16 protein-coding genes are annotated in these 17385 nt (G+C 70.9%); 7 read left to right on the forward strand and 9 right to left on the reverse strand.

All coding sequences use genetic code 11. The features are described from left to right. Nucleotides 1–45: 45 nt before the first annotated feature. The 5 genes from NUT86_RS03625 to NUT86_RS03645 form a co-directional block, all read right to left on the reverse strand. Nucleotides 46–270 carry a gas vesicle protein GvpG gene (locus NUT86_RS03625; RefSeq protein WP_148588757.1) on the reverse strand — a complete coding sequence of 75 codons (225 nt, stop codon included), beginning with the start codon at nucleotides 268–270 and terminating at the stop codon, nucleotides 46–48. Nucleotide 271: 1 nt separating this feature from the next. Continuing rightward, nucleotides 272–1018 (reverse strand): GvpL/GvpF family gas vesicle protein, encoded by a 747-nt coding sequence (locus NUT86_RS03630; RefSeq protein ID WP_274733357.1) that lies wholly within the window; start codon nucleotides 1016–1018, stop codon nucleotides 272–274. Nucleotides 1019–1021: 3 nt separating this feature from the next. Next, nucleotides 1022–1495 (reverse strand): gas vesicle protein GvpJ, encoded by a 474-nt coding sequence (gvpJ, locus tag NUT86_RS03635; RefSeq protein WP_093637960.1) that lies wholly within the window; start codon nucleotides 1493–1495, stop codon nucleotides 1022–1024. A gap of 35 nt (nucleotides 1496–1530) precedes the next feature. Then, entirely contained in the window at nucleotides 1531–1851 is a 321-nt protein-coding gene (locus NUT86_RS03640; RefSeq protein WP_093637963.1) for a gas vesicle protein GvpO, read from the reverse strand. A 190-nt stretch (nucleotides 1852–2041) separates the two neighbouring features. Next, nucleotides 2042–3121 (reverse strand): PP2C family protein-serine/threonine phosphatase, encoded by a 1080-nt coding sequence (locus tag NUT86_RS03645; protein ID WP_159492302.1) that lies wholly within the window; start codon nucleotides 3119–3121, stop codon nucleotides 2042–2044. 271 nt (nucleotides 3122–3392) lie between these two features. Here NUT86_RS03645 and NUT86_RS03650 point away from each other — a divergent pair, with 271 nt between their 5' ends. Then, the gene (locus tag NUT86_RS03650) at nucleotides 3393–3983 is read left to right on the forward strand and encodes a hypothetical protein (protein WP_274733361.1); all 591 of its coding nucleotides are present in this window, start codon (nucleotides 3393–3395) and stop codon (nucleotides 3981–3983) included. Here the strand turns inward: NUT86_RS03650 and NUT86_RS03655 are convergent. Continuing rightward, on the reverse strand, nucleotides 3868–5193 hold the full coding sequence (locus tag NUT86_RS03655; RefSeq protein WP_274733363.1) for an MFS transporter: 1326 nt from the start codon (nucleotides 5191–5193) through the stop codon (nucleotides 3868–3870). The two genes, NUT86_RS03650 and NUT86_RS03655, sit on opposite strands and share 116 nt — an antisense overlap. Continuing rightward, nucleotides 5184–5684 carry a MarR family winged helix-turn-helix transcriptional regulator gene (locus NUT86_RS03660; protein ID WP_148588759.1) on the reverse strand — a complete coding sequence of 167 codons (501 nt, stop codon included), beginning with the start codon at nucleotides 5682–5684 and terminating at the stop codon, nucleotides 5184–5186. Before NUT86_RS03660 ends, NUT86_RS03655 begins: the two co-directional genes overlap by 10 nt. Before the next feature lie 223 nt (nucleotides 5685–5907). On the opposite strand from NUT86_RS03660, the gene NUT86_RS03665 reads away from it, so the two are divergent. From NUT86_RS03665 to NUT86_RS03680, 4 genes are all read left to right on the forward strand, one after another. Continuing rightward, nucleotides 5908–7998 carry a SpoIIE family protein phosphatase gene (locus NUT86_RS03665; RefSeq protein ID WP_229838384.1) on the forward strand — a complete coding sequence of 697 codons (2091 nt, stop codon included), beginning with the start codon at nucleotides 5908–5910 and terminating at the stop codon, nucleotides 7996–7998. A gap of 470 nt (nucleotides 7999–8468) precedes the next feature. Continuing rightward, a complete protein-coding gene (locus tag NUT86_RS03670) occupies nucleotides 8469–8786 on the forward strand; it encodes a hypothetical protein (protein ID WP_109887167.1) in 318 nt (105 codons plus the stop codon). A 143-nt stretch (nucleotides 8787–8929) separates the two neighbouring features. Then, the gene (locus NUT86_RS03675; protein ID WP_159491289.1) at nucleotides 8930–9214 is read left to right on the forward strand and encodes a hypothetical protein; all 285 of its coding nucleotides are present in this window, start codon (nucleotides 8930–8932) and stop codon (nucleotides 9212–9214) included. A gap of 121 nt (nucleotides 9215–9335) precedes the next feature. Beyond that, on the forward strand, nucleotides 9336–9629 hold the full coding sequence (locus NUT86_RS03680) for a hypothetical protein (protein ID WP_148588762.1): 294 nt from the start codon (nucleotides 9336–9338) through the stop codon (nucleotides 9627–9629). On the opposite strand, the gene NUT86_RS03685 is transcribed toward NUT86_RS03680, so the two are convergent. Continuing rightward, nucleotides 9626–11710 carry a SpoIIE family protein phosphatase gene (locus tag NUT86_RS03685; protein ID WP_274733369.1) on the reverse strand — a complete coding sequence of 695 codons (2085 nt, stop codon included), beginning with the start codon at nucleotides 11708–11710 and terminating at the stop codon, nucleotides 9626–9628. The genes NUT86_RS03680 and NUT86_RS03685 overlap by 4 nt on opposite strands. A gap of 580 nt (nucleotides 11711–12290) precedes the next feature. On the opposite strand from NUT86_RS03685, the gene NUT86_RS03690 reads away from it, so the two are divergent. Then, complete coding sequence (locus NUT86_RS03690; RefSeq protein ID WP_148590760.1) at nucleotides 12291–13061, forward strand: GNAT family N-acetyltransferase; 771 nt, start codon at nucleotides 12291–12293, stop codon at nucleotides 13059–13061. A gap of 48 nt (nucleotides 13062–13109) precedes the next feature. Here NUT86_RS03690 and NUT86_RS03695 read toward each other — a convergent pair whose 3' ends face one another. Next, complete coding sequence (locus NUT86_RS03695; protein ID WP_159491285.1) at nucleotides 13110–15176, reverse strand: SpoIIE family protein phosphatase; 2067 nt, start codon at nucleotides 15174–15176, stop codon at nucleotides 13110–13112. Nucleotides 15177–15708: 532 nt separating this feature from the next. Between NUT86_RS03695 and NUT86_RS03700 the strand changes: the two genes are divergently transcribed. Then, entirely contained in the window at nucleotides 15709–17265 is a 1557-nt protein-coding gene (locus NUT86_RS03700; protein ID WP_274733372.1) for a GMC family oxidoreductase, read from the forward strand. Nucleotides 17266–17385 lie beyond the last annotated feature (120 nt).

Genomic DNA, 17385 nt, shown 5'->3' on the forward strand with positions numbered 1-17385 from the left:
TCCTCTTCGTCGCGTACGGGGCGGGACGCGGCTCCGGAGCGCCGGTCATCTCCCGTACAGCAGGTCGAGCAGCTGGTCCTCTTCGCGTTCGAACGCCGCTTTGCTGAGGTGACCGGCTTCGTACTCCTGGTTCAGCGCGGCGAGCCGGGCGCGGACGACGGACGGGTCGTGCAGCTCGCGGTCGGCCGCCTGGGCGAGTTGGTCGGCCACCCAGACCACGCCCCGCACGGGGGCGAGCGGCAGCGTGAGCACTCCGCTGATCAGCCCCATGTCATCCTCCCGCCCTTCCCGCGAGCACCTGCGGCTCCAGGAAGCTGTAGCAGGGCAACGGTCCCGCCACCCGCAGTTCGACGCGCTCGCGCCGGTCCTGGGCGAGACGCTCCGCCTCCGCGGCGAATTCGGCGCTGTCGCTCCGGTCCACCAGGAACGAGACATTGACCTGGCATCCGGACACCTCCGGCCCGGGGCAGACCGCATGCGCCCAGGGCTTCAGCTCCCGCACGATTTCCTGGCCCGCTTCGGCGGCCCGGCGCGACAGCGCGGCCGCCACCGCCTCTCCCAGCCGCATATTGGCCTCGTAGCTCGGCCGGCGACGTACCTCTTCGCGCAGCCCGCGGATGGTGGCGTCCCCTTTGACGAGCGCGGCGAGCGAGTCGTTGGCCGGCATCGCCTTGACATTGATCTCGACCCGGCCCGCGAGGCTTTCCAGCGCCGCCAGATGGCGCTCCTCGGCATCGGCCAGCTGACGGCGGATCACCGTCTCGTCCGGCGCCACCATGCCGAAGCGCATGGGCAGGACCGACCCGCCCTCGGACAGGGCCAGCAACAGCTCCTGATGCGCCAAAAGGTCGCGGCGGCGGGCACGCAGCTGCGGCGGCGCCTGGCTCACGACCGCGGCGACCCGCCCCTCCACGATTTTTTCCACGACTCCTGGGGGATCCCCCACTCCACCCACATGCGAGGGCAACGGGCGATCGGTCCGGACGATGCCGTAAACGTAGATACCGTCGTCCGTCACGGGTCATTCCTCCTCTGAGCGCCGTCGGCGGGAAGCAGCTCCGGACCGGGCGGAACTACGCCGCCGCCGCTGCGGCTGCGCTTCCTCCTCGTCCGCATCGTCATCCGAGTCGTCGCCCTTTCCCACCGCCGAACGGACGGTTTCGCCAACGGATTTGGCGGCGTCCTTCACCTTGCGTTTTCCGATGCCTTTGGCGGCCTGGCCGCTGAAGAGTTCGGGAACGGTGACACTTCCCGAATCCCGCTCCAGATCCAGCCGGTTGCACGCCTCCGCGAACCGCAGGTAGGTATCCACACTGGCGACCACGATGCGGGCATCAATCTTCAGAATCTCGATCCCGACCAGGGACACCCGTATGAACACATCGATGACCATCCCCCGGTCCAGGATGAGCTCCATCACGTCGTACAACGTTCCGGCCCTGGGCGGGCAGGGAATTACCTCTCCGGACAGGCCTGAATAGGTCGTGGTGGTCATCTAGGGTGCCCTTTCAGCTGGTGAGGACGGCGCGCTCACTGGTCGGCCGCACCTCGTCGGTAGCGGTGGGTCCGGTAGTACTCGAGCAGTTCGCCCTCGTCGTCGAGCCTTACCTCGTACGTCGCAAGAAGGCTCGTGGTGTCCGGGATCCGCGCCAGCTCCAGCACATCCACCACGACACACCAGCCGTCGTCGGTCCGCCGTACCGCCGAAACGCCCTCGGTCCGGTGGACGATCACGCTCTGCAGCAATTCAGCGGCACGGTGCGCCACCTCCGCAGGGGTGTTCTCCGGCGTTGATTTCCGCTTTCGGGCAGCCGTGGACGACCGGACCCGCGTTCGGGATTGCTCTGCCATACACCAAGTCTCATCGTCTCCATGACCCGCGCATCCTGAGCGGGCCCAATCTTGTGCCGCGGTGGACGAGGACCGCGCCGTGCGACATCGGCATCGGCAACGGCTGCCTGCACCGGGGCGGTGAATACCGCGGGAAAAGGCGGTCCGCCATTAGTGGGTGCGCACTCCCGGTCAGGCGGCGTGGCACCGGTCAGGTGGCGTGGGGAGGGCGGCGCCGGGTGACGGCCAGGATGGCCATGTCGTCCTCGTGGTCGCCCTCGGTCCAGCGGCCGACGTCCTTGGTCAGGGCCTCCACCAAGGCCTCGGGGTCGGTGAACCGCCGGCCCAGGCGCCCCGACAAGACCGGGTCGTAGAACGCGCCCTGCTTGTCCCGTGCCTCGGTGACCCCGTCCGTGATCAGCAGCAGCGAGGCTTCCGGGGGCAGTGGCACCACATCGACCGGCTCGGTGGCCATAGGAGCGATATCGCCCAGCCCCACCCCGAGGGGCAGCTGCGGGACGGTCGGGTCGAGCCGTACGAGCTGCCCCTCGTGCACCAGATACGGCGGCGGATGCCCGCGGTTCATCAGCCTCAGCGCCTCACCGTCGGCGGAGACCTCGGCCAGCACGGCGGTGATGAAGCCCTCGCTGGAGATCACCGGACCGCTCCCGGCCGCCGCTCTGGCCAGCGCCTCGTCCATCCGCCGGCCCAGCGCGTCCAGGGTGGGAGCGTATTCGGCCTCCTGACGGAACGCCCCGAGTGCGACCGACACCGCGGCGACAGCCTGGAGGCCCTTGCCGCGCACATCCCCGATGATCATCCGTACCCCGAACGGCGTCTCCTGCACCGCGTAGAAATCCCCGCCGATCCGCGCCTCGGCCTGCGCCGTGGTGTACCCGGCAGCCACGGCCAGCGGCCCGGCCTCCGCCGGCGGGTCCGGGAGCACCGCCCGCTGGACCGCCTCCGCGACATCCCTGGCCAGCGCCAGATCACGGCCCTGCCGCACAATGAGCCGGTTGACCCCGAGCGCCAGCGCACCGATCAGGCCCACCACGGCCAGGTCGACGAACAGCGGCGTCGCCGGACGCCCCCGCTCGATGTCCAGTGCCACCGAGACCACACAGGTGACACACACGACGGCGAGTGCGGAGCGGAAGGTGAGCGTGGCGCCGGCGACGAGCGGTGCGGCGGCCAGCAGCGGCAGTCCCATGTACGGCTCGGGCGCGAAAAGGTTCAGCAGCACGCCGGCCAGGAGGGCCAGCGCCGCGAGGATCCAGGGCACCTTCGCCAGCGTGGGTTGCAGGCCTTTCACAGTGCATCTCCTGCTGCCGGGCCGCGCTCGCGACGCGGAAGGACCGGACGCCGCCGCACGGTTTGCCGCACCGCACCAGGTGTGTCATTCCGATGGCTTCACATATACGCCCTGTGGGCTGGATGCGCGCGTTGCGGACCCGCTCCCACGGGGCGGGTGCCCCGGCCTGGCTGGATCCGGACGCCACCGCACGCCCGCCCCGAGCGATAATGATCGAATTGCGCACTGGGGGGGCCGCATCATCTTTTACTTGATTCTCGCTTGTGATGTGCTTTTTTGGATCTTCCTCGTCGGGGGCCTGGCCGCGCGCTACGCCGCCGGCCGGCGGATTCTCGGTGGCGCGCTGCTGCTGTGCGTCCCGCTGATCGATGTCGTACTGCTGGGGGCCACCGTCCTCAGCATCCGGGACGGCGCCGGGCCGACCGTCTGGCACGGCCTGTCGGCGGCCTACCTCGGTCTCACCGTCGTCTACGGACACCGCACCGTCCGCTGGGCCGACGCGAGGTTCGCCCGCCGCTTCAGCGGGAGCAGCGCTCCACCCCGCCCAAGTCTCCACGGGCGTGCGGCTGTTGTGGACGCCTGGAAGTCCTGGTTCAGATTCCTGCTGGCCTATGCGATCAGCGTGGGCTTGATCTTCGGTCTGGTGGTGCTGGCCGGCACCTTCGACAAGGGTGCTCCGCTCCTCGTCTGGCTCAACCCGCTCACCAAGGTCCTTGTCTACAGCCTCATTTGGCCCATAGTGACCACCATTTGGCCCGGCAAGGCGCCGGAGCAGGGGACGGAGCAGGCGCCGGGGCAGGAGACGGCGCCGGAGCAGGAGACGGCGACGGGGAACGGCTGAAGCGCAGGCCCGGTGTGGTCGTGCCGACCAGCGCCACCGCGCCGATGCACAGCAAGCCGCCACTGACCAGGGCCGCCGTGCCTGACGTGGCGTCCGCCATGAGGCCGCCGCGCATATTGCCGAGGTCCGGGCCGGCCTGTCCGACGATCTGTTCCGCGGCGCTGACCCGTCCCAGCAGCTCATCGGGGGTGTGCAGCTGTACGAGGGTGCTTCGGGACACGACGGCAACGGTGTCGGCGGCACCCGCCAGGACCAGGAAGGCCGGCCCGGTCCACGGGTCGGCCGACAGGCCGAACAGGGCGAGGGCCGCGCCCCAGGTGGCCGATCCGCCGAGCATGACGAGACCGGGGCGGGAGAGGCGGGTGAAGGTCCCGGCGAAGAGCGAGGCAAGGACCCCGCCGGCTGCCACGGCGCTCAGGAAGAGTCCGAGCGTGCGGGGATCGTTGCCAAAGCGTTCCGCGTTGACCAGGGGGAACAGGCTGATCGGCATCGACAGCACAGTGGTGGCCAGGTCCGTGAGGAGCGCTCCGCGGATGACCGGCGTACGGACGAGAAAGGCCAGGCCGTCCGCCACGCCGCGCAGACCGGGCCGGGCGGGCTCGTCGCCGGGTCTCATCCGCGGCAGCCCGAACGCGCCGTGGAACGCGGCGGCGAAGGTGAGCGCGTCGATCAGGTAGACACCGCCGGCACCCAGCCCGCCCAGGATCAGCCCACCCAGTACCGGGCCCGTCAGCATGGCGCCCTGGAAGGCGATCCGGTTCAACGCCAGCCCGGCGGCGAGCTGTTGCTTCGGCAGCAGACACGGAAGGAAGGTGCGTGACACCGGACCGCTGCCGGCCGCGAAGCAGGACTGCACCGCGACCAGCAGCAGCACCCCCGCGGTCGGAAAGTTCCCGAGGAAGTCCTGCAGGGCGAGCAGGGACACGCAGACGGCTTGGCCAGTGGTCGTGATCAGGTAGAAGGTCCGCCGGTCCACGCGGTCGACGAGCGACCCGGCGAAGAGTCCGAGCACGATGAGGGGGACGGCCCGGGCCAGACCGACGGCCCCGGTCCAGACGGTGCTGTGCGTCGTCTGCCAGACCTGGAACATCACGGCGACGAGGGTCATCTGGCCGCCGAGGCGGGAGAGCGTCTGGCCGAGCCACAGCCGCCGGAACGGTGCCGACCGCCGCAGCGGGGTCACATCGATCAGTGCGCGCTTCACTCCCATGCGGGGTCCTCGGCCAGCTTCTCGGCGATCCGGTCGTGGAAGCTCTTGCGCGCGAGGACCTGCTCGATGTCGGTGACGACCCGGCTCAGCGGATAGGGGATCTCGGCCTCGATCTCGGCAAGGGCCGCCTCGGTGGCGCGCCACTCCGCGGCCAGCCGTCCGACGATGCCGCGGGCGCGGTCCGTGAGCGCCACCTTCTTGCTGCGCGCGTCGTCGCCCGCCACGGTCTCCACCCAGCCGGCCGCGCGCATCGCGGCCACCTTCTGGCTGAGTGCGGAGTGGGTCCGGCCGACCGACCCGGCCAGTTCGGTGATGGTCATGGGCCCGCGGGCGTGGAGCCGGAGCAGCTCCATGACGTAGCTCGGCTTGAGCCCGGCGATCCGCTCCTCGGCGTAGATCCGGGCGATCTCCGCGTCCATCGATGCCTGCAGCAGTCGCAGCGGCCGCCAGAGGCTCTTGCCGGTGGGGTCGAGCGTGGGGTCCTCGGTCATGCGCGGCATCGTAACAGTGCTTATGTAAGTGCTGTCAGATTACTTTCGGTCGGCGGCGCCCGGGCCCCGGCGGGACGAGGTGTGCGGGCGGCCGGTCCTGGTGGACCATGGAAGCCGAAGCACTCACCAGTGAAGGGGAGGGCCACAGCCAACGAGGTGGACAGGCCGCGGACCGGAGCGAGCGGGCAGCCCACGTGGTCCGTCGGGTGGAAGGAGTGCCCGGGTGAGCGCAGCCGACGGGCGTCCGGCCGGTGCCGGTCAGCCGCAGGGAAGGCCGCCACAGCCGAGCGGGCTGATGGACCTCCTCGGTGTGGCCGCGGTCCTTCTGGACGCCGACGGCCGGATCGTCCTGTGGAGCCCTCAGGCAGAGGACCTGTACGGCTACACCGCCGAGGAGGCGCTCGGGCGGTACGCGGCACCCCTGCTCGTGCACCAGGAGCACTGGGACCTGGTCATCGGGAAGTTCACCGGCGTCATGGAGACCGGCCGGAGCTGGAGCGGCACCTTCCCCGTCCGGCACAAGGACGGCACCGTGCGGCTGGTGGAGCTGCGCAACATGCGGCTGATGGACGACCACGGCGACTTCTACGCCCTCGGGCTCGCCACCGACTCCTCGACGCTGCGCGAGGTGGAGCGGGATGTCGCCCTGTCCACCCGGCTGATCTCCCAGTCCCCCATCGGGCTGGCGATGCTCGACACCGAGCTGCGGTACGTGGCCGTCAACCCCGCCCTGGAGCGGATGCACGGCATACCCGCGAAGGACCATCTCGGACGGCACTACCGCGAGATCATGAGCGCCGCGAAGTTCGAGGTGCCCGAGGCCGCGATGCGTCAGGTCCTCAAAACCGGGGTCCCCATGGTCGACCAGGCCACGGTCGTCGGCCGTACCCCCTCCGACCCGGACCATGAGCACGCCTGGTCGATCTCGCTGTACCGGCTGGAGGACCCCCATGGGCGGGTGCTCGGAGTGGCCGATCTGGTGGTGGATGTCACCGACCGGTACCAGGCGGCCAGGGAGGCCGCCGAGGCCCGGCAGCGGCTGGCCCTGATCGCCGACGGCTCCGCCCGGATCGGCACCACCCTGGAGGTGGGACAGACCGCCCGGGAACTGGCCGAGGTCACCGTTCCCGAGCTCGCCGACGTGGTGACGGTCGATGTCCTCGACTCCGTCCTGGACGAGCACCGCCCCACCCGCGACAGCGGCCCGGCGCTCTTCCGCGCCCTCGCGGTGAAGGCCGCCTACCCGACCGAAGCCGTCCGCGCCGCCGATCCGCCCGGCCATATCGCCGCCTACGACACCGACCGCCTGGCCACCCAGTGCGTCCGCACCGGCCGCCCGATCCTGGTCTCCCACGCCGATGCCCGTGACCTGGCGCGCATCGCCCGCGACGACCACGCCGCCACCCTGCTGGCCCGCGCCGGGGTGCACTCCTACATGCTGGCCCCGCTCACCGCGCGCGGCCATATCCTCGGCGTCCTGGGGCTCATCCGAGCACTCAACTCGCCGCCCTTCGACGAGGACGACCTCGCCCTCGCCGCCGAACTGGCCTCCCGCGCCGCCGTGTGCATCGACAACGCCCGCTCGCACCAGAGCGTGCGCAACGCCGCCGAGACCCTGCAGCGCAGCCTGCTTCCTGACCACCCGCCGCACCGTCCCGGTCTGCAGCTCGCCTCCCGGTACCGGCCCGCGCAGGCCACCTACGAGATCGGCGGCGACTGGTACGACGTCCTCCCGCTCGACGGCGACAAGACCGCCCTCGTCGTGGGCGACGTCATGGGCAGCGGTATCGACGCCGCCGCCACCATGGGGCGTCTGCGCACCGCCACCTGCGCCTTCGCCGACCTCGACCTCGACCCCGCCCAGGTACTCCAGCACCTCGACAAGATCACCTCGGGGCTGGAGCACTACATCGCCACCTGCGTCTACGCCGCGTACGATCCACACCGCTCCACGCTGCACATCGCCACCGCCGGCCATCTGCCCCCCGCCCTCGTACGCAGCGGCAAGCACCCCGAGTTCCTCTACCTGCCCACCGGCACACCGCTCGGAGTGGGCGGCGTCCCCTTCGAGACCACCACCTTCGTCCTGGACCCCGGCGACCAACTCGTCCTCTACACCGACGGACTGGTCGAGACCCGCCACCACTCCCTCGACGAACGCCTCGACACCCTGCTCCGCCTGCTGGACGCCCCCGACCGCTCCCTGGAGGACACCTGCGACCGGCTCCTGCGCGAACTGCGGCGTCCCGACGACCCGGACGATGTCGCCCTGCTGATCGCCGGCACCGAGCCGTTCACCCCGGAAACGCCCTAGCGTCTCCGCCCTTGCGGGAATCCACCGTCCCCCCGGGGACCTTCGCCCGATGACCGAAAACAGCAGATTGCAACCGGTCAATTGCCGAACCGAATCCCGACGTGACGTGAATTGAGAAAAAATGTGAGCTCTCGCGACCGGAAATTGCTATTCACCGTGACGAGGCCGCGCCCGCTTCCGTCGAATGCCGTGCAGATCAGCGCCCCGGAAGCATCGTTTCCCTGTCGTCTTCCGTCCCGTGAGACATCCCCTCACCAGCGGCGAGCCGTCATGCTCATGCCCTTTCCCTGCGCACACCGCCGATGCCGACGGCGCGCTCACACCACCCATAAAGCTCAATTATTCACCCGGATTCGATCCTCTCAAGTGGTGCGCCGTGACAATGCAACTGGCTGCGTGTCATATCACTACTGCGCCGCAGAAGGCCGACAGGGTGTCGCCCTTCGCAGCAGGCCGAAAGGAACATGTCCATGCGCAGTGCCCGCACTCTGTTCGCCTCCGCCGTCATCACCGCGATGTTCGCGGTCGCCGCTCCCACCGCGACCGCGGCCGAGGCTCACACCACGGACCACGTCGCGTCGAGCAGCTCCGACCACGACCACCGCAAGTGCAAGCACGGACACCACAAGAAGGACGATCACAAGAAGGACCACCGCAAGAAGAAGCACCACAAGCGCGATCACCACAAGCGGGACCACCACAAGCGTGATCACCACAGGTGGGACCACCACCGGCCGACCGGCGGGGTGCACACCGGCGGCGGGTACCTGGCCGACCTCCTGCGCTAGGACGGGGACCAGGCCCGGCACGACGGGTCAGTGACCGGACGCCGGCCGGCTTCCTGTTGCGCTGTGGGGTGGGCTCTCCTCCGGGGGAGCCCACCCCACTTCGGCGATTCGCCGTGACAGGCGACGGCTGGTAGGGAGGTGGTATGAGCGAAATACCTCCGGTCCTGACCGTAACCGCTATCAGCACCATCGGAGTCACCGATGTTCACGACGAGAACGCGGACTCGTGGCTGGTGATCGAAACCGCCGAACAGGGGCAGCTGTTGCTGAACCTTCCCGGCCCCCTCTACCGGGCGGCGGTCCAGTCGACCGAGCTGCCGGCCGGCCAGCCCGGCCCCGGCCGCCTGGCGCTGACCGAGGCCGAAGTCGCTGCCTACCGCGCCCACATCGCGAGCCTGACCCGGACGGACCAGGAGTCGGCCGGGTAACTGGACGATCAGCCGGACCGGTCACCGACCGCACACGGACTGCATCGAAGTACGGCGCCCGGAACTGCGGCGGGCGTCCACGGCGGCGTTTCAAGCGGCCGAAAGCGGCAACGCGTTGTGCATGTCCTCACGCGCTCGTTACCGCAGCAACGAAGCAGCGAAGGTCGTCGTCGTCCTCGCAGACCTGACGGCGCTGATCCTCGGTCTGTGGATCCTGTTCGCCCTCGTCGACGCGAACCGCGCCAATGATCTGGTCAACTTTGTCCATGACGCGGCCGGCTGGCTGGCCGGGTGGTCGCACGATCTGTTCACCATGGACGCCGACTGGTTGCGGACCGTGCTGAACTACGGGCTGCCCGCCGTCGTCTATGTGTGCATCGGGCACGCGCTGGCCGCCCGGATCCGCCGTATCTAGGCAGCCTCTCCCTGGTTCCGGGCCCGGGCGATGAGGACGGCGACGTCATCGGGATCGTCCGGATCGCGCAGTGCGTCAAGAAGACGGTCACAGGTGTCCTCCAGGGAACGGTCCGGGCTGTCGAGAAGGTGCAGGAGAAGCGCCAGGCGCTCGTCGATGGCGTCGTGGCGGGTCTCGACCAGCCCGTCCGTGTAAAGGACCAACTGGTCGCCGGGGCGCACGCCGAAGGTGGCTTCTTCGAAGGGCACACCGCCGACCCCGAGGGGTACGCCGATCGGCAGGTCGAGCAGTTCCGGGGGCTTGCCCGTGCGCATCAGCACCGGCGGCAGATGTCCGGCGACGGCGATGTGACAGACGGCGTGGTGCGGGTCGTAGACGGCGTAGGCGCAGGTGGCGTACTGATCCAGACCGGCGGTGATCTTGTCGATGTGCCGCAGCACCTCGGTCGGCGGGATGTCGAGGTCGGCCAGGGTGGAGGTGGCCGTGCGCAGGCGTCCCATGGTGGTGGCGGCGTCGATGCCGCTGCCCATCACATCGCCCACGACGAGCGCGGTCTTGTCCGCCCTGAGGGGGATCACATCGAACCAGTCGCCGCCGACCTCGCTGGTCGTGCCGGCGGGCTGGTAGCGGGTGGCGATCTCCAGGCCCTTCTGGTGCGGTGGGTGGGCGGGGAGCAGGCTGCGCTGGAGGGTGAGGGCGGCGTTGCGCTGGCTCTGGTACAGGCGGGCATTGTCGATGCACACCGCGGCGCGGTCGGCCAGTTCGGCGGCCAGCGCGAGGTCGTCCTCGTCGAACGGCAGCGGGTTGCGGGCGCGGGTCAGGCCCAGGGCGCCGAGCACCTCACCGCGGGCGATCAGCGGCATCGTGAGATAGGTGTGGATGCCGGCGCGGGCCAGCAGGGCGGCGGCCTCGGGGTCACGGGCGATACGGGCCAGGTCCCGCTCGTCGACGTGGGGTATCAGGATGGGGCGGGCGGTACGCACACACCGGGTGGCCAGCCGGTCGGGTCCGTAGCTGGCGAGGTGGCCGGGAGGGTCGGCGGCGCGGACCGCCTCCGTGGGGTAGGCGGCCTTGACCGCGAGGGCCCGGAAGAGCGCATGGCGGGCGCCGGATGTCTGGGGCGGACGGCCTTCCAGGACGGAATCCAGGATGTCCACCGCCGCCACGTCGGCGAGGTCGGGGACGGCGACGTCGGCCAGCTCGCGGGCGGTCTGCTCCACCTCCAGCGTGGTGCCGATCCGGGCCGACCCGTCGGCGATCATGGCCAGGCGTCGCCGGGCGCGGGCCGCCTCGGTGGCCGCGCGGTGCCGGTCGGTGACGTCCACCGAGAGGCCGGCCACCCCGAGCACCCGCCCGCCCGGGTCCTCCAGCCGGTAGTAGGAGACCGACCAGGCATGATCGTTGTCGGGGTCGGCGGGTGTGCGTCCCACAGTGTGCTCATCGACCAGGGGCGTGCCGGACTCCAGGACCTGCCGCAGGGCGGCCTCGATGGCGTCGGTCTCCAGGAACGGCAGCACCTCACGCACCGACCGGCCCAGATGGTCCTCGGCGGGGACGCCGTTCATCCGCTCCAGCGCCGGGTTGACGGCCAGATAGCGCAGATCGGTATCCAGGACGGCCAGTCCGATGGGGGACTGCGAGACCAGCCGCGTGGACAGGGCCACATCCCGTTCCACCTGGCGCAGGATCTCCTCGTCCGTGGCGATGCCCAGGGCGTAGAAGTCACCCCGGTCGTCCAGCAGCCGCATATTGCGGAACTCGACCAGCCGGGTGCTGCCGTCCTTGTGCCGGACGGGGAAGGCGCCGGCCCAGCTCTCGCCCGTCGCCATCACCTCGGTGAAGAGCCTGATCACCAGGTCCAGCTGCTGTTCATGAACCAGCAGCCGCCCGGCGTACCGGCCCAGCGCCTCCTGCGCGGTGTACCCGAACAGCTTCTCGGCCTGCGGGCTCCACAGCACGATCCGTCCCTCGGCGTCGAGCAGCACCGCCGCGACGCTGAGCAGGTCCAGCAGCCCGCTGCGCTGCGGCTCCCCGGGAGGCGGCTGGGCGCCCGCCGGGCCGAAGGGGCCTGCTGTACCCATCCCAGGCACCTCCTCCGCCTGTGAGCGCGGTATGCGGCCCCGCCGGGTTCGGACTGCGGCCCGTGTCCACCGCACCCAGCAGTGCTTCCATGTTCCCCGGATCAGGGCGGCCGCGCAGTCGCGCCGGACCGCGCCCGCGGCGCCCCGGACCACTGATGCCGGCGACAGGGACGCACACCGGCCCGCACCGTGATCAACACCACCATTCCCCGGCGAGTCGGCAGGTCGGCGTGCCGGCGGGTCGAGAACGTGCTCCCCGCCCCCGCCACCCCGCTGGTCACGCCGTGGGAGAACAGGCAGTCGCGGGCACGGTCCGCGGGGTGGTCCGTGGTGAACGGTGCCGGTCGGCGGGGCCATTCCCCGGTTGCTTCCGCCGCAATTCCCGGTACGCATTCGCCGCCCGGGCCCCGGATTTGCCTCGGGCCAGGGGCGGTGTGCAACAGTGGGCGTCCCGGTCAGCCGGGCGCGCCGCCTGCGCAGCCCCTGCCGGGACTCCCCCACACCCCAAACGGTCGGTTCCGGCTGCGCCCTGCGCGTGTCCGGGCCGTCGCCCTCCCGCTACGTCCTTCCCGAGAGAGCGATGCAGGCAACGACTCTTCCTCCCCGGACCGCAGACCTGTTCCGGCAGGGTCTGGAGCGCCAGGCCGGCTCCGCCCTGCTGCGTTTCGGCGCCGCGCGGCAGCAACCGGCCGACCGGATCAGCTGGTCCGGCGACGGTGCCGCCGCCTGGCTCGACGACGCCCGCGGACATCTGTGGAGCGTCGGCGACGCGGTTCCCGCCGCCGGGCTCGTCCTCCGTGCCGCGCATGAACTCCCCGATGACGTAAGGGAGTTCACCGGCCCTCTAGGTACCGAGGCCCTGGTCGGCCGCCACCTCGCGGTGACCGATGTCGTCGAGTGGGTCTTCCGGTGGACGCTGGAGGAACCGCCCGTCCAACGGGCCGAGGAGCGGGTGATCGAGCTGGACGAGACGCACCACGGGGAGCTGCTCGCCTTCCTCAACGAGCACAGCCCCGCCCATTCGACCGGCCCCGGCTCCTCCGGCGTCAGCCTGTGGACCGGCATCCGCGACACGGACGGACGGCTGGTGGCCTGCGGTGCCCTGAGCAGCCTGCGGGACAGCGGCGCTCCCCTGATGGCGTCGGTCGCGACGGACGCGAGGCAGCGCGGTCAGGGGCTCGGTGCGGCGCTGACCGCGTGGCTGACCCGGTACGCCGTACGCCGGTACGGGTTCTGCACGCTGTGGCAGCTCGCCGACAACTCCCCCGCCGAACGGCTCTACAACCGCCTCGGATTCCGCAACGAGGATCCGTGCGTCTCCGCGCGCATCGCCGCGCCGGGACGCCCTTGAGGGGACGCCGGCCCGTCGATGCCGTCGACCGGTGACGCGGCCGCGCGCTCACAGCCGCAGGCGGTGTACCCGGGCGAGGAGCAGGACGGTGTCATCGGCCGGGGAGCTCGGTACGAGGCGGGCGAGGATATGGTCCGCGGCGGCCTCCAGTGAGTCGGGGAGCCGGCCCAGTTCCGTGCGGAGCGCCGTCAGCCCCTCGTCGATGTCCTGGCCCCGTGCCTCGATGAGGCCGTCGGTGTAGAGGACGAGTGTGGTGTCGTCGGGCAGGCCGATCTCCGTCGACCGGTAGGGACAGCCGCCGACGCCGAGGGGGACCCCCAGCACCTCGTCGACGATCTCGGTACGGCCGTCGGGGTAGCGGAGGAGGGGCGGGGGGTGACCGGCGCTGGCGATCCGGGTGTGTCCGGTGACGGGGTCGTAGCGGATGTAGAGACAGGTGGCGAGTTCGATGCCCGCCTCCTGGGCGCACTGGTCGAGTTCGGTGAGCAGCTCTTCCGGCTCCTGGTCGTGCCGGGCCAGTGCCTTGGCGGTGATGCGCAGCCTGCCCATCGACGCGGCGGCCGAGACGCCGTGTCCCATGACGTCGCCGACGACCAGGGCGACTCGCTGCTCGGGCAGGGCGATCACGTCGTACCAGTCGCCGCCGACCTCGGTGACGTGGCTGCCCGGCAGATAGCGATGGGCGAGGTGCAGGGAGGGGCAGGTCCCCAGGGAGCTGGGCAGCAGCGCCCGTTGGAAGGTGAGCGCGATGTTCCGCTCCCGGCTGTACAGCCGCGCGTTGTCCAGGCAGAGCGCGGCCCGGGAGGCGAGCTCCGCGGCCAGGCTGAGGTCCTGCTCGGTGAAGGCCGGCCGGGCCGCGGACCGGCCGAAAATGGCGATGCCCTGCACCGTTCCCCGGGCGATGAGCGGGGCGAGGAGGAGGCAGGTCAGACCGCTGTCGGCCAGCACCCGGGCGCGCTCTTCATCCAGCACGGTCCGCAGGATGAACTCCTGGTTCACCGGCGCGGAGATCGGGCGGCCGGTCCGCAGCATCCGGTGGATGGCGGAGCCCGGCGGGTAGTGCACTCCCTCCACCCCGCTCACCAGTTCCGTCGCGGGAGGGGGCAGCACGGTGCCGTGGGCGAGGCGGCGGGTGATCACCGGCAGCGCCGGGTCGAACGACTCCCGCTCGTCCAGCCATTCCACGAGCTCCACGACGGCCGCGTCGGCGAAGACCGGGACCACGGCGTCGACCAGCTCCTGGGCCGTGACCTGCACGTCCAGGGTGGTGCCGATCCGGGTGGAGGCCTGGTCCAGCAGCGCCAGCCGCTGACGGGTGGCGGTCGCCTCGACGATGGCCTGCTCCCGGTCGGTCACATCCACCAGCAGTCCGCCCACCCCCGGGCGGGTGCCCCCTGCCCGGGAGAGCGGGAAGAAGCTCACCGACAGCACCTTGTCCCGGTCCGGATGGCCCCGGGTACGCATCCCGACCCGTACCCCCGCGACGGGCTTGCCTTCCTCGGCGACGCCGCGCAGCATCCGCTCGTACTCGCCGCCGTCCGCGGTGATCATGATCTCGGTGATGCGCCGTCCCAGGTGTTCCTCGATGGGCAGCCCGTTGATGTCGGCGAGCCCCTGGTTGAGGTGGGCGTAGCGCAGCTCCTCGTCGAGCATGACCAGGCCGATGGGGCAGGTCTCGAAGAGCGCGTCGAGGAAGGCGAGATTGGTCTTCACCCGGTCCAGCTCGTCACCACGGCTCGCCAGGGCCATGACCACCGAACGCCCCGCGGCCCCGGCCACCGGGAAGACCCGGAAGCCGCAGTCGAAGACCGAACCGTCCAGATGCGTGGCGAGCAGCCGTCCACGCCAGTAGCCCTCGGTCCGGCCGCGCTCGGCCAGGCGGGCGCAGGCGTCGGAACCGTCACCGGGAGCGGCAGGGAAGAGCAGGGCACCGGGCTTCGCCAGCAGCTCCCCGGCGCGGTAGCCGAACAGGTGCTGGGCGCCGGGGCCCCAGTAGCAGATCCGGTTGTCGTCATCGATGCCGAACACGGCGACCGCGACATGCTCCAGCAGCGACCCGGGCTCGGACCAGAGCGGACCGCGAGCCTGCTCGTCGCTCGGCCGATCTGATGGCACCGGCTTGTCCTTCCACCCGCCGCGCACGGTGGCCCGGCCGCCCTCCGGACGCCAGAGCGGCTCTCTTCATTCTGCGCCCGTCGCTCAGGTGCGGACACTCGGCGTGGTGACCGGTCCCGGGACGAGCGGCAGCGCGGCCACCGTACGCCGCGGTTCCGGCCGTCATGATCGATGCGGCCGGGCGGCCCGCCCTCGCGTACGGCAGCGCACCGGCAGCTGAGCGCTGCGGTGGCGCGGTGCCGGGCCGGGCCGGGACGGGCCGCTTCGGGATACGCCGGGCCGGGCCGCGCCTCGATGCGCCGGGCCGGGACGGGCCACGTCGGGATGCGCCGGGCCGGGCTGGGCCACGTCGGGATGCGCGGTACGAGGAGATCCGTGCCGCCGCGCCTGCCTGACCTGGGAGGCCTCGTCCCTCAACTGCCTTACGGGGCGGGTCGGATCCGGATGACATTGGCTGGATTCCCGGTGTGAGCGGAGCTGCCGAAGCGGCTTGGGTGGAGAGGTCCGCAAGAGCGCTGCGTGAGGGGTATGGGTGTACGACTACATCATCGTGGGTGCCGGATCGGCCGGATGTGTGCTGGCGGCCCGGCTCACCGAGAACGAGAGCACCCGCGTTCTGCTGGTCGAGGCCGGGCCGGTGGACGATGCGCAGGAAATCCACGTCCCGGCCGCCTTCAGCAAGCTTTTCCAGACGAAGTACGACTGGAGCTACCTCAGCGACTGCGAACCGGGGCTGGACGGCCGGCGCCGGTTCCTGCCCCGGGGCCGGATGCTCGGTGGTTCGTCGTCGATGAACGCGATGATCTACATCCGGGGCAACCGCCGTGACTACGACGCCTGGGCCGCCGCGGGTGCGGAGCAGTGGGGCTGGGACGACGTTCTGCCCTACTTCTTGCGCGCCGAGGACTTCCGGGGGGAGACATCGCCGTGGCACGCGACCGGCGGGCCGCTGACCGTCAGCGAAGGCCGCTCACGGCATCCGCTGATGGCTGCCTACGTGGCGGCCTCGCAGGAGGCCGGCCACCCCTACACCGCTGACTTCAACGGTCCCGAGCAGGACGGTGTCGGCTACTACCACCTGACGCAGCGCGACGGTATGCGCTGCAGTACGGCCGTCGCGTATCTGCGGCCCGCTCTGGAACGGCCGAATCTCGAAGTGCTCACCGGCGCCCAGTGCACCCGGGTGCTGTTCGAGGGGTCTCGCGCGACCGGGGTCGAGCTGGAACGGGGCGGTGACCTGCTCCAACTGCGCGCCGAGCGGGAGGTGGTGCTGTCGGCCGGGGCATACAACTCCCCGCAGCTGCTCATGCTTTCCGGCATCGGCGTGGCCGATGAGCTGACGGCCCGCGGCATCACACCCCGGGTGGACCTCCCGGTGGGGGAAAACCTGCAGGACCACCCGCACATCGGCCTTTCCTACCTGACCGACACCGAATCCCTGCTGACCGCGGAGACGCCGGACAATGTGCGCATGCTGGAGACCGAGGGCCGTGGTCCGCTGAGCTCCAACGTCGGTGAGGCCGGGGGGTTCCACCGCACCCGCGAGGGGCTGGACGCTCCCGACGTCCAGGTGCACGCCACACCGGTGATGTTCCACGAGGAGGGCATCAGCCCGGTCACCGACCATGCCTTCATGTTCGGCGCGGTCCTGCTCGCCCCCACCAGCCGGGGCAAGGTCTCGCTGCGGTCGGCGATCCCCAGCGCCAAACCGCACATCCTGCACAACTACCTGACCACGGACGAGGATCGCACCACGGCGGTACGGGCACTGCGGATGCTGCTGGACATCGCCGACCAGCCCAGCCTGCGCAAACACCGTCGCGCCGACTTCCGCGTCCCCCGCGCCACGGACGACGCCGGCCTGCTGGAGTTCGCCCGGCGCGAGCTGCAGACCCTCTACCACCCGGCGAGCACCTGCGCGATCGGCCCCGTGGTCGACTCCCGGCTCGCGGTGCACGGCGTCAGCGGCCTGCGCGTGGTGGACGCCTCGGTGATGCCGACGGTGGTGCGGGGCAATACCAACGCTCCCACGATCATGATCGCGGAGAAGGCGGCGGACCTGATCCGCGGCCTCCCAGCGCCGGCCTGAACCGCGGGTCCCCCGGCACCGTCCCTGACCTGCGGTCTCCCGGCACCGGCCTGATCCCCGGCCTCCCGGCACCGGCCTGACCTGCGCGCCGGCGCCCCAAGGGGAGCGCCGGCGGTGGCC

The organism is Streptomyces sp. G7(2002), assembly GCF_028870195.1.
Lineage (GTDB): Bacteria > Actinomycetota > Actinomycetes > Streptomycetales > Streptomycetaceae > Streptomyces > Streptomyces nigrescens.

Coding starts and splice junctions, on each gene's coding strand:
- NUT86_RS03685 (WP_274733369.1), bottom strand. CDS start 11,710: ATGGGTACAGCAGGCCCCTTCGGCCCGGCGGGCGCCCAGCCGCCTCCC.
- NUT86_RS03660 (WP_148588759.1), bottom strand. CDS start 5,684: ATGACCGAGGACCCCACGCTCGACCCCACCGGCAAGAGCCTCTGGCGG.
- NUT86_RS03680 (WP_148588762.1), top strand. CDS start 9,336: ATGTCCTCACGCGCTCGTTACCGCAGCAACGAAGCAGCGAAGGTCGTC.
- NUT86_RS03655 (WP_274733363.1), bottom strand. CDS start 5,193: ATGGGAGTGAAGCGCGCACTGATCGATGTGACCCCGCTGCGGCGGTCG.
- gvpJ (WP_093637960.1), bottom strand. CDS start 1,495: ATGACCACCACGACCTATTCAGGCCTGTCCGGAGAGGTAATTCCCTGC.
- NUT86_RS03640 (WP_093637963.1), bottom strand. CDS start 1,851: ATGGCAGAGCAATCCCGAACGCGGGTCCGGTCGTCCACGGCTGCCCGA.
- NUT86_RS03690 (WP_148590760.1), top strand. CDS start 12,291: ATGCAGGCAACGACTCTTCCTCCCCGGACCGCAGACCTGTTCCGGCAG.
- NUT86_RS03625 (WP_148588757.1), bottom strand. CDS start 270: ATGGGGCTGATCAGCGGAGTGCTCACGCTGCCGCTCGCCCCCGTGCGG.
- NUT86_RS03670 (WP_109887167.1), top strand. CDS start 8,469: ATGCGCAGTGCCCGCACTCTGTTCGCCTCCGCCGTCATCACCGCGATG.
- NUT86_RS03675 (WP_159491289.1), top strand. CDS start 8,930: ATGAGCGAAATACCTCCGGTCCTGACCGTAACCGCTATCAGCACCATC.